9 protein-coding genes and 1 pseudogene are annotated in these 11,429 nt (G+C 40.4%); 6 read left to right on the forward strand and 4 right to left on the reverse strand.

Features of this window, described 5'->3' with window-relative positions:
* Positions 1-81: 81 nt before the first annotated feature.
* Together ACM0OT_RS04895 and ACM0OT_RS04900 are read left to right on the forward strand one after the other, a co-directional pair.
* Positions 82-1,656: an NAD(P)H-quinone oxidoreductase subunit 4 gene (locus ACM0OT_RS04895; RefSeq protein WP_414542852.1), complete on the forward strand. Its 1,575-nt coding sequence runs from the start codon at positions 82-84 to the stop codon at positions 1,654-1,656.
* 223 nt (positions 1,657-1,879) lie between these two features.
* On the forward strand, positions 1,880-2,068 hold the full coding sequence (locus tag ACM0OT_RS04900) for a hypothetical protein (protein ID WP_414542851.1): 189 nt from the start codon (positions 1,880-1,882) through the stop codon (positions 2,066-2,068).
* A 49-nt stretch (positions 2,069-2,117) separates the two neighbouring features.
* Here ACM0OT_RS04900 and ACM0OT_RS04905 read toward each other — a convergent pair whose 3' ends face one another.
* Complete coding sequence (locus tag ACM0OT_RS04905) at positions 2,118-4,706, reverse strand: GUN4 domain-containing protein (protein ID WP_414563217.1); 2,589 nt, start codon at positions 4,704-4,706, stop codon at positions 2,118-2,120.
* A gap of 323 nt (positions 4,707-5,029) precedes the next feature.
* Positions 5,030-5,521 carry a crossover junction endodeoxyribonuclease RuvC gene (gene ruvC, locus ACM0OT_RS04910; protein WP_414542849.1) on the reverse strand — a complete coding sequence of 164 codons (492 nt, stop codon included), beginning with the start codon at positions 5,519-5,521 and terminating at the stop codon, positions 5,030-5,032.
* 154 nt (positions 5,522-5,675) lie between these two features.
* Here ruvC and ACM0OT_RS04915 point away from each other — a divergent pair, with 154 nt between their 5' ends.
* Together ACM0OT_RS04915 and tsaE are read left to right on the forward strand one after the other, a co-directional pair.
* Entirely contained in the window at positions 5,676-7,046 is a 1,371-nt protein-coding gene (locus ACM0OT_RS04915) for a gluconeogenesis factor YvcK family protein (RefSeq protein ID WP_414563219.1), read from the forward strand.
* A 252-nt stretch (positions 7,047-7,298) separates the two neighbouring features.
* Positions 7,299-7,754, forward strand: a complete 456-nt coding sequence (tsaE, locus tag ACM0OT_RS04920) for a tRNA (adenosine(37)-N6)-threonylcarbamoyltransferase complex ATPase subunit type 1 TsaE (RefSeq protein ID WP_414563220.1) — start codon at positions 7,299-7,301, stop codon at positions 7,752-7,754.
* Positions 7,755-8,035: 281 nt separating this feature from the next.
* On the opposite strand, the gene patS is transcribed toward tsaE, so the two are convergent.
* Together patS and ACM0OT_RS04930 are read right to left on the reverse strand one after the other, a co-directional pair.
* The gene (gene patS / locus ACM0OT_RS04925; RefSeq protein WP_414563221.1) at positions 8,036-8,143 is read right to left on the reverse strand and encodes a heterocyst-inhibiting signaling peptide PatS; all 108 of its coding nucleotides are present in this window, start codon (positions 8,141-8,143) and stop codon (positions 8,036-8,038) included.
* 942 nt (positions 8,144-9,085) lie between these two features.
* Positions 9,086-9,543 (reverse strand): annotated as a pseudogene (locus ACM0OT_RS04930) (amidohydrolase family protein); the annotation flags it as partial.
* Positions 9,544-9,759: 216 nt separating this feature from the next.
* Between ACM0OT_RS04930 and lepB the strand changes: the two are divergent.
* Positions 9,760-10,401, forward strand: a complete 642-nt coding sequence (gene lepB / locus ACM0OT_RS04935; RefSeq protein WP_414563223.1) for a signal peptidase I — start codon at positions 9,760-9,762, stop codon at positions 10,399-10,401.
* A gap of 99 nt (positions 10,402-10,500) precedes the next feature.
* Complete coding sequence (locus ACM0OT_RS04940) at positions 10,501-11,292, forward strand: MOSC domain-containing protein (protein WP_414563224.1); 792 nt, start codon at positions 10,501-10,503, stop codon at positions 11,290-11,292.
* The last annotated feature ends 137 nt before the right edge of the window (positions 11,293-11,429 follow it).

Consider the following 11,429-nt stretch of genomic DNA (forward strand, 5'->3'; position numbering starts at 1 on the left):
ACTAAATAACCAAAAAGCTGTTACTTAATAAATAGCTAGTGTCTTTTTGCCAAACATGATTCTGATTGCAGACGAATTGCGATGAATACAGCTAATTTCCCGTGGCTGACGACCATTATTTTGTTACCAATAGCGGCGTCGCTACTTCTTCCCATCATCCCTGACAAAGAAGGCAAAACAGTGCGCTGGTACTCCCTGATTGTGGGGTTAATAGATTTTGCACTAATTGTTTACGCCTTTTATACTGGGTACGACTTTTCCAATCCAGATTTGCAGTTAGTCGAAAGTTACCCCTGGGTACCACAATTGGGTTTGAATTGGTCAGTGGGGGCAGATGGCTTGTCTATGCCCCTGATTATTTTGACTGGATTCATTACCACACTGGCGATTTTGGCAGCTTGGCCTGTCACCTTCAAGCCCAAGCTATTTTATTTCTTGATATTGGCGATGTATGGCGGTCAAATTGCCGTGTTCGCCGTTCAGGACATGCTGTTATTTTTCCTGGTGTGGGAACTAGAACTGGTACCAATATATTTTCTGCTGTCGATTTGGGGAGGCAAAAAGCGGCAATACGCAGCAACTAAATTCATTTTATACACCGCTGGCGGGTCGCTATTTATTTTGCTGTCTGCCCTGACAATGGGATTTTACGGCGATACGGTGACTTTCGACATGCGAGCGATCGCCTTGAAGGATTTCGCCTTAAATTTCCAGATGTTATTGTATGGCGGGTTCTTAATTGCCTACGCTGTCAAATTGCCAATTATTCCCTTACATACTTGGCTACCTGATGCCCACGGTGAGGCTACAGCCCCCGTACACATGTTACTAGCCGGGATTCTGCTGAAAATGGGCGGTTATGCCTTAATTCGCATGAATGCCCAAATGCTCCCCGATGCCCATGCTTATTTTGCACCGGTGTTAGTGGTTTTGGGGGTGGTGAATATTATCTACGCTGCCCTGACATCCTTTGCCCAGCGCAACCTCAAGCGGAAAATTGCCTACTCCTCAATTTCTCACATGGGCTTTGTGCTGATTGGTTTTGCCTCCTTTACTGATTTGGGGTTAAGTGGGGCAGTTTTACAAATGGTTTCCCACGGTTTAATCGGGGCCAGTTTGTTCTTCCTTGTAGGGGCAACTTATGACCGGACACACACCTTGATGTTGGATGAAATGGGTGGTGTCGGTAAGAGGATGAAAAAGATTTTTGCTATGTTCACCACCTGTTCTATGGCTTCTTTAGCATTGCCAGGTATGAGCGGTTTTGTAGCAGAATTAATGGTGTTTGTTGGGTTTGCCACCAGCGATGCTTATAGCTCCACTTTTAAAGTTATCGTGGTGTTCTTGATGGCAGTTGGGGTAATTTTAACTCCAATTTATTTGCTGTCTATGTTGCGGGAAATTTTCTACGGTCAAGAAAACGAAGAATTAGTTTCCCACCAAGCTTTGATAGATGCGGAACCCCGCGAAGTGTTTATCATTGCTTGTTTGTTGGTGCCAATTATTGGTATTGGGTTTTATCCCAAATTATTGACTCAGATGTATGACGCAACCACAGTGCAGTTAACAGAAAGGTTGCGTGATTCTGTGCCGACTCTAGCGCAGCAAAAAGAGGCACCACAGCTATCTTTGAAAGCGCCAGAAATTGCTAATTGAGTAGCGATCGCTAGTTGAATTAATATTACTTTAGGGGCGGGTTTTTGACCCGCTCTTTTTTATTATTTTTGGCTTAACAGAATGGCATCCTGCATTTTTATGGCTGGGAAAGACTCTAGATAAGTGTGCTGCTAGATATCGGGAGTTTTGTCGCAAGTACAAGCCAAAGCCAAAGCCAAAACCAGAAAAGCGTAACCATTGGGGAAGCAAGCTATTAGCAGGAATGAAGTTGAAAGGAAAGCCGAATAAGAAGAAAACATCACCAGGACAAATGAATCTACCTTGGAATACATGGGAAGCAACAGACCCAGAAATTCAGAAAGTAGCTGATAAATTTGTTATGGCGAACTGCTATCAACCACCAGGGGGGAGTGCCAGGTATCGAAAACCGGGAAACCTTGAAACGTCGTAGAAAAGTAGGTAATAAAAAATGTTTATAGATTGCCTGAAAGCTTTATAGGTTAGAATTTACAAGTCTCTGCGCGAGAGAAGAGCCTTACTCCTACCCCTTCAAGTCTCCCGAAATCTAATCCCACCAATCCCACCATAAAGTACGGTAGGTGTCCTTCTGGGGCTTTTATATAATCATATATCCTACTTGACCAGTCTAATGCGCTATACATCTTAGACCATTCTTTCCCTTGTTCTTCGTAAATACGCTTCTGAACACTCAAACCAAAGCGACCCTCACTATATTGTACCCACAGTTGGTCAATAGTACGGAGGTCAGAGCAGGGAAATTTTTCAATAGCATCAACGTCTAAAAACCCTTCACGTTCTCGTTTAGTTACTTTCAGCATCATTTTAGCTGTCTCCTCATCAGCCTCGCGCCAATTTCCAGCAGCTAAGTGTTCCAAAAGTTGTCTGTATTGTTCTGGCCATTGATCTTTCACAACCCTGATTTCTTCTCCATCAGTGCGGTTTTCCTGAGTCCAACAGGTAAGATGCTTCTCTTCTCTGGCTGGATACTGGTTTGCTTCTGCTTCTGTGGGTAATCTATAACGAATTAGGTTGTTATCAAAATTAGAGTTTAAACTCAACCAAGCACAAAAACGATTAGCAGCTTGAAAATTAATTCCCGTGACAGGTTGAGTGGGAGAAATATTATTCACATCAACTGGTAAAAAGCCTTGTTCAACAGTATTTGTTCCAAAAGTATCTTTGATAAACTCCTGATACTCTGCCCAAGTAAGATAACTTTGATCTATTTCTTGTGTTTCATTAATTCGCAATAAGTTATTTAACCTTCTGGTCAATTTCACCTGTGCTGCTATTTGGGCAATTTTGGCCTTTTTAGATATCAATCCATCTTCAAGAATATTTTCCAGATATAGTTTTGTTTGTAGTTCTACTTTCTTACTTTCTTTCCAACAATCATAAGCCAAAGTTAAAGAGGCAACTGTTTGATTTAGAAACGCTGCTTGAATCAAATTAGTGGCATCACTTTGAGCCGCATAAAGGCGAATTGTTTCCGCCCACCAAGAATTATCAAAATTATCAATTAATATTTGTTCTCGCTGCAACTCCTTCACCTCAGCCGCAGCTAAATATTCCTGAAAACTCAAATGAGCAAATTCAAATATACCTTGCTCTCTTTCAACTATCAACCCACTCACATCTTTAACTTGTTCTAAAAATTCTCCTGACGTTAATGTAATATTAACTATTGTTTGCAGTTCCTTATCAATTAAACTCTCAACTTTTGCTGGTGCAAAAGTGCGAGTTTCCCTTTTCATCAAATCCAGTGCCAAAACTTGCAATACCGATTTATATTGTTCAGATGTCAGAGGGGGTTTAATTCTCGCATTTAGTCGAGTTCCCAAAAGTAAATCACAAATTTTTTGATAAAGTTCTACCCTCCGTCCTGGTAAAGCACTACCGCTATAGTGAACAGTAGCAATCATTGTTACCAAAAGCGGATTTGTTGCCATATCAGCTATAGCACGATTATTAATAATCCGGTCAATTAAATCGGCGGCATTTGTCTCAGCTTCTGCCCTAACTACCTGATTATTTCTGCCTGCGCGACTTCTAATTTCTGTTTGCAGATACCAACTGTTAATAAATTGCTTCATCTGCTCTAAGGTGAAAGGTAGAACTTTTAAAATAACTTTCACCTCATCCACAGGCGCACTACTATAACCATAAGGACGAGAAGTAATAATAAAAGCTGTTTGGCGATAAGTAGCCATTTGCTGATTTACCCATTTACTTACCTGCAAGCGTTCATTACTATCAGCGACTTCATCCAATCCATCCAACATGACCAAACACTTACCATTTTTTAATTGTTGATTAAACCAGTCTGTTTGGGGGTTGAGTTCAGCAAAAGCAGGTTGATTTTTTAAGTGATTGGTAATTAATTCTGGTAAATTTGGAGGATTATCGCTAGTAATTTTTTCACGGATATCGCGCAGGTACAATAAAACTGGTAAAAATGCCGGTGCTTTATATTTGCTATGACCATTTTTGGCATATGTCAAAGTTAAATGCTTCAGCAAGGTTGTTTTACCATATCCAGGGGGAGCAATAACAGCCATGCGGCGATAAATATTTTGTTTATAAATAGCAGCTAAAAAATCCCAAATTTCTTGATTTTCAAAATGTTGACTGGTGTGTTGAGTAGAAACCATTGCACCAGGAATATTTTCTAAATTACCTGTCTCAACTTTTAACGGTACAAATACATCTTCTAAATTCAAGACAGGTAAGCCAATTTTGAACCCCTCGGTCTCAAAGTCACAATAAAAATCAACTAATAACCTTTTATACTTACTCTCAAATCCTGAAAATTTTTTAATAAATTGATTTGGTAAGTCGTCTGCTTGTTTAGCAGTCCATTCTCCAGCTTGTTTACCTTTTTCCTCTGCTTTCGCTTCTAGGGCTTTCATAAATTCGCCGCTAAACTTCACCCAAAGAGAGGAACTGGCAGTGAGAAAAGTGGAAATTACAGCCTGTATCCATTGTTGGTTAAGGAGGAAATGAACTGTTACACCAGCTCCAGCACCAGTAGGAAGCCATTTAACTAATGCCTGTGTAATGTTTTGCATTTATCGGGCTTAAAGGAAGGTATTAATATGGTTACGCTTAAATACGTCTTTAATAAAAGTAGGACTTACGCACTCGGCATGAAAATAAAGGCTTTGAGATTGCTTCCCTACGGTCGCAATGACGAAAATACGTGGTAGGTTACGTAAATCCTGAAAAGATGATACGTTAATTTACTTATGGTAATGAGAATTTCTGACTTTTCCTCTTAAGTGTCTTTTGCAAGCAGCCAACCTTGGCAAAGGTAGCGACGCACCAGCACCGAAATGGGAAATAATCAGACAAATCAGTTATTAGGTACAATTAACGCTTCTCGTTTTACAATTTATATTTGAAACCAAGCAGTCAAAGCCACAGCCAAAGCATCGGCCGCATCATCTGGCCGCGGAATCTCCTCTAAATCCAACTCCCGGGCCACTGCATCTTGAACTTCTGACTTATCTGCATTGCCATAACCAGTTAAAGCTTGTTTAATTTGAGCAGGGGTAAATTCAACATATGGAAGTTGGTGTTGTGCTAAAGCTAACAATAGTACACCCCGTGCCTGTGCCACAACGATAGTATTTGACATACGATAGAAAAACAATTTTTCAATTGCCACCAAATCTGGCTGCAATTGTTCAATCAGGGTGTGCAAATCGTCGAACAAGATACACAACCGCTGTCCCATCTCCGTGTCCGGCGTTGTCCGAATTACCCCAAAGTCAATCATATTGACTGTTGTATCTTGTACTCTTTGGGGATTTTGTGTGCAGGTAATGGCTCCAAATCCTAAAGTTGCCAATCCTGGGTCTAGTCCTAAAATTCGTTTTTCCATTAAATTTACTTTTACTGGCAATACTGGCAACTTTGACGACTTACAGCTAGTCTAAAGTCCTTGATAAATTTAAGAATTTCACATTTGATGCTAAAACCATGTAGTGTGCATTTTCTGTTAATCATTTAGTTTGTAGCGCTGCTCCGAATCAGGTATGTCAATTGGTTTTCTCAGACAAGCCCTCAACGCCCTGCAAAAGCAGTCGCGCGGCCGTACGTCCTATAGGGTCAACCAGTGGTTTAAGTGGTTATCCCCTGGGCTATCCATCAAACGCTGGCTACTAATCAGTCTTGGCGGGGTACTGCTGGCAATTCTGGGGTTGGCTATATGGGTAAAGCTAACCCCAATTTTTTGGATGATTGAGTTAGTTCGGGGTTTTCTGGGAGTAATCGCGGGCATTTTACCCAACTATATCAGCGGCCCTTTGGTATTGCTGTGTGGTTTTTTATTAATCCTATGGGGACAAACTCGCACCGTCGGTTCAATTACTAGGGTGCTAAGACCAGATGGTGAAGAAGAACTAATTGACATGTTGCTGGCTCATCGCCGATTATACCGAGGGCCAAAAATAGTAGTAATTGGTGGTGGTACAGGACTTTCCACGTTGTTACGAGGATTGAAAACCTACAGCGCTAATATTACTGCTATTGTGACTGTAGCTGATGATGGTGGGTCTTCTGGAAGGCTGCGTCAGGAATTTGGCGTCTTACCACCAGGCGATATTCGTAATTGTGTGGCAGCTTTGGCAGATGAGGAAAAGTTATTAACAGAATTATTTCAATATCGCTTTAAAGCTGGAGATGGATTGACAGGGCATAGTTTTGGCAATTTGTTTTTAACTGCCATGACCGATATTACCGGAGATTTAGAACGGGCTGTGGCAGCTAGTTCCAAGGTTTTAGCTGTGCGGGGACAAGTTTTGCCCGCTACCCTCAGCGATGTTCGCCTCTGGGCAGAATTAGACGATGGCCGGCGTATTGAGGGTGAGTCTAGTATTCCCAAAGCTGGGGGGAAAATTGTCAAAATTGGCTGTATCCCAGCTAACCCTCCGGCTTTACCCGCAGCGATTAAGGCTATTAAAGAAGCCGACTATATTATTATTGGCCCTGGTAGTCTTTATACCAGCTTAATTCCGAATTTACTTGTACCAGATATTGCCGATGCGATCGCCAAAAGCAATGCTCCCCGCATCTACATCTGCAATATCATGACCCAACCAGGAGAAACTCAGGGATATACTGTTGCTGACCACATTCAAGCCATTGATATGGCCTGCGGAGAAAGACAATTATTTGATGCAGTACTAGTACACAAAAAATCCCCTTCAGAAAAATCACTGCTGCGCTATGCCCAACAAGACTCTCATCCAGTGTTTCTCGACAGGGAGGCTGTTACCCAGTTAGGGAGACGCATTGTTCTAGCTAATATCTTATATGAAGATGAAATAGGTTGCGTGCGTCACAACCCCCAGAAACTAGCACGCGTTTTGTTGCGGTGGTACAGTGGCGCTCATCATGGAAAATAAAGTCAAATGATTAGGACTTACGCACTCGCTACGAAAATCGAGGCTTTGAGATTACTTACCTAGGGTCGCAATGACAAAAATATGTGGTTGGTTACGTAAGTCCTGATGATTTTGAATTAATTCCCTAGATAAATTTGGGACTTATACCATTAAAAAATATTAGTCTATTAGTCTATTAGTCTATTAGTCAAGAACAACATCACATCTTGACCACTAATTTAGGATATTGAGTGTAGTATTTCCCCAGTCCCTATGAAGAGATTACTTACAGATGCACAGGCCACACTAGACTTGGGTATCACACTTGCCCAAACTCTCCCCACTGGGAGTGTGATTTTATTAGAAGGTAATTTAGGAACTGGCAAAACTACATTGGTACAAGGGATTGGTCAAGGTTTAGGTATCACCGAATCAATTGTCAGTCCTACTTTTACTCTGATTAATGAGTACAACCAAGGACGTGTTCCTCTTTACCATTTAGATTTATATCGCCTAGAACCCCATGAGGTCGTAGCTTTAAACTTAGAAACTTATTGGGAAGGGATTGAAGTAATGCCGGGAATTGTGGCGATTGAGTGGGCAGAAAGAATGCCCTATAAGCCAGAAAGTTATATTAGCGTGGTCATAACTTATGGCGAAGAGGGCACTCGTCAAGCTGAAATTACGCCATTCAATTGCACCATTGACAAATTGCTTCCTAGCATCTGAGGTTTTGTGGATTTTGGTTAAGAACTTTATCCCATGTTTAACAGCATTCATTTGGGTATGTTCTCCATCCACCATAGAGTAGGCAAAGAGCCGCACTTTATTGACTTTTGACTTTTACAAAAAGTTGCCAGGAGGATTTCCTTGCGGGCAAACTTTTCAAGACGAATTTTAACTCCCGCATAGCGGTAATAGTGCTACTAGGGTCATATCCCAAATATTTCAACCTCATCACAGCACTACAAAATTTTTACAGATAGTCGAGGGAGAATGCCACACTCGTTCTATCTACCACTACCACGCTCATCCAGAAAATTCACTAACATTGTTGTCTTCATTATCCAAAAATCAATGAAATACTTTTCAACACAAGAACTGGTTATGATTAACATCTACTAGCTTTTTTTGCTGCGGTTAGCTAGGATTGGCGTATTCTCGCAGATCATAATTGCAGTAGATGAATGAGAATTTGACTCAAAGCGTCCTAGAACAATCTTGTTGCAGGTAATATCTGGCAATGTGTCAGATGTTTTTAATACTTACCCTCAAGGAAAACTAAATTCACCTGAGAATTAATATAAACCCGTCCTCTAGGCGATTATTTGTCTATATCGAACTGTTTGATGAATAGCAATTACCCCTTAAATGCTGGTAACTTTTCTTCATCTGGTGAAACTATGGTGATTCCTATTGCTTCATTATTTTGATTATCTCGATAAATAGTGATTGAGTTTGTTTGATTGGATGCTTATTTGGCGTTGTTTACTGCATTTTGGGGGTCAATGATCAGCTGTTGAGCAAATTCATTGCCTGATACCCACTTTTCTCAGAACTGTAAAAAGTAGGTTTTAAGACCGTACAAATTAAGTGCATATAAAATTTTTATATGTATCAAACATAGTTTTCACAGAAATTTGCCCGTTTACTTAACCCTACTAATTCTCTACAGTTATTTCGAGAAAAAATCCGGATAGTTAAATACAAAAAGATAGTGGTGAAAAGTTAAATGATTAACATTTGCATATCCACTCGTTTAACTGCTCCTTGCATTTAGTATTCCCAGGTCAGGTTCCGGATCTATAACTAGAAGGTTACTATTTGTAAATTAATTGCATAAATTAAATTAATTTCTTTTCTATTAATTAGAAGAAATACTTATATCTATAGTTATCTATGTAGTTATTAATTTTATAAAAATAATTTTGACGAACAGGTCAACTGAAATTTCCGTCAAGTGTTTGGACGACATTTTTCGTATAAATACTATTTTATGTATACCAACAATATTGACATTGCTGATTTTCTATGAATGTATGATTTAGCAGTCATAAAAGAGGCGATCGCAACGGTGGATTCATCTGTGCTAAGGTGCCAATTGTTTCATAAGCACTGGTATTCAATAATAAATGCTGGGGTGTCACTGAAAAACCATAATTAACCACGCACTTATTGGCGGCGCGTTGCAGTTTGTCGTCTAAGGCTTGCTGGGTAGTGGTCAGGGGACGAGTATTGGGCATTTCCAAAAAAGAAGTAACTCCACCTTTGGCGCAGGCACAACTGGCCGTAAATATATATTCCTTATGTTCTAACCCAGGTTCCCGGAAATGCACCTGTGGATCAATGACCCCTGGCAACAAAGTTAACCCTTCTGCGTCAATTGTGGTGACTGGTGTCGGTGGAGAAATTTCGGGGCTAACAGGCGATCGCGCGTCAGCACGTCCCCCTCCAACCATTCACCATCAGAGAGAATCATCCGAGCGCGACGAATCAGTAATGACATAGCGTTAATCACATTTATACAGATAACTATGCTTTTAGGTTAGACTTGGTTGCACACGTCATCGTATATTTTTGCCGATACCTAAAAAAAGTTTATTTTTGAGTTATCAATTCTCTTGGTGAAGATGCTAACTTCAACCAGGAAATCAGAAGTTTACTCGTTAAGATAAAAAATATCATCTCCCCCATCTAGTTCGTCACCTCTATTTTTGCTTACTTCAGTAATTTCATGCGAAATCAAGTGTCTGATAAAAACTCTAGTCAACAACCCGATAATTCCTGGCTCGCGGAACTAGCTAGAACAGTTGTATTAAGTATTGTTTTGGCTCTGGGAATTCGTACTTTCGTTGCTGAAGCTCGCTGGATTCCTTCTGGTTCTATGGAACCTACACTCAACGGTACCCCAAACCAATGGGAAGCAGATAAAATCATCGTTGATAAGTTGAGATATAAATTCTCCGAACCGCAGCGGGGAGACATTGTAGTATTTTCCCCAACGAAAACACTACAAGCCGAACAATACAACGATGCTTTCATTAAACGTATAGTCGCCTTACCTGGAGAAAAAGTAGAACTCAGAGATGGTAAAGTCTATATCAACAATGAACCTTTACAGGAAATTAACTACCTCAGAACCCAGCAGAATACAGCCATTGATGTTTGTACATCAGGACAACAGCAAGCTTATTTAGCACAACCAGAAACTATACCCCCCGATTCATACTTAGTTTTAGGTGATAACCGTAGTAGTAGCTACGATAGCCGCTGCTGGGGTGTTGTCCCCCGCGAAAATATTATCGGTCGTGCAGTACTGCGCTTTTGGCCTTTAAACAACGTTGGAGGTATTGATAAGTCACCATTGTATCCATAGTCAATGGTTATTTATAGAGTTGGCAGTAGGGAATATTGAGTATTTGTGATGATTCAATATCCAGGTATCCTCATTCTCCAGCGATAGAATCACCTTGCAATGTCGTACTTAGCTAAAATCTTACTCTACCCGATTAAGTCACTAGATTGCGTGGAAGTTGAGCAAGCTAGGATTCTGGCCAGTGGCGCACTAAAATCTGATCGTGAGTTTGCCATTGTTGACGAACGGAGTAGGTTGGTCAATGGTAAGCGCAATGGCAAAATTCATTTATTAAGATCACAATTTGATATTTTTCAGAGAACTATTTCTCTACAAATCCCAAATCGCGACTCACCACAAGTTTTTCATCTGGATGAAGAACAACAAGCACTAGCCGCAACTCTAAGTGATTTTTTTGGGTTTACTGTCAGATTAAAGCAAAATTCTCTCATGGGTTTTCCCGATGATACAAATTCACCGGGGCCAACGGTAATTAGTACCGCGACTTTAAAAGAAGTAGCTTCCTGGTTTCCCGGTGTGAGTGTTGCCCAAATGCGTCGCCGGATACGTGCAAATATTGAAGTTGGTGGTGTACCAGCATTTTGGGAAGATCAACTATTTAGCCAACCAGACAATCATGTCTTCTTGCGAGTAGGAGATATACATTTGTTGGGCGTGAATCCTTGTCAGCGTTGTGTAGTCCCAACACGTAATCCTGATTCTGGAGAGGCTTACCCAAACTTTCAAAAAATATTTGTGCAACAGCGACAAGCAACTTTACCAAAGTGGGTGGACTCATCCCATTTCAATCACTTTTATCGCCTGAGCGTCAATACGCAATTAATGGCTTCAGAAACTAAAAAAATTTTCCAAATTGGTAACAAAATTGACATATTTCAGCCATGCTTGTAATATTTTTTCATAAATATCTGGGAAATTTAAAAAATAAAAATATTTTTGTGACTTTTTTTCTGGAATATTGATCTGACAATTTTTAACCATATGTCTTGAAAGTACACAACAGCGGAGTGTAGATTTTTCCACGTCCA

Source organism: Anabaena sp. CCY 9613, assembly GCF_963920895.1.
Classification (GTDB): domain Bacteria; phylum Cyanobacteriota; class Cyanobacteriia; order Cyanobacteriales; family Nostocaceae; genus Cyanocohniella.

What these genes read in the sequence shown, in the direction of transcription:
- ACM0OT_RS04915 (WP_414563219.1), top strand. Translation starts at nt 5,676, where the DNA reads ATGTCAATTGGTTTTCTCAGACAAGCCCTCAACGCCCTGCAAAAGCAG.
- ACM0OT_RS04940 (WP_414563224.1), top strand. Translation starts at nt 10,501, where the DNA reads ATGTCGTACTTAGCTAAAATCTTACTCTACCCGATTAAGTCACTAGAT.
- ACM0OT_RS04895 (WP_414542852.1), top strand. Translation starts at nt 82, where the DNA reads ATGAATACAGCTAATTTCCCGTGGCTGACGACCATTATTTTGTTACCA.
- ACM0OT_RS04900 (WP_414542851.1), top strand. Translation starts at nt 1,880, where the DNA reads ATGAAGTTGAAAGGAAAGCCGAATAAGAAGAAAACATCACCAGGACAA.
- ruvC (WP_414542849.1), bottom strand. Translation starts at nt 5,521, where the DNA reads ATGGAAAAACGAATTTTAGGACTAGACCCAGGATTGGCAACTTTAGGA.
- patS (WP_414563221.1), bottom strand. Translation starts at nt 8,143, where the DNA reads ATGTTAATCATAACCAGTTCTTGTGTTGAAAAGTATTTCATTGATTTT.
- ACM0OT_RS04905 (WP_414563217.1), bottom strand. Translation starts at nt 4,706, where the DNA reads ATGCAAAACATTACACAGGCATTAGTTAAATGGCTTCCTACTGGTGCT.
- lepB (WP_414563223.1), top strand. Translation starts at nt 9,760, where the DNA reads ATGCGAAATCAAGTGTCTGATAAAAACTCTAGTCAACAACCCGATAAT.
- tsaE (WP_414563220.1), top strand. Translation starts at nt 7,299, where the DNA reads ATGAAGAGATTACTTACAGATGCACAGGCCACACTAGACTTGGGTATC.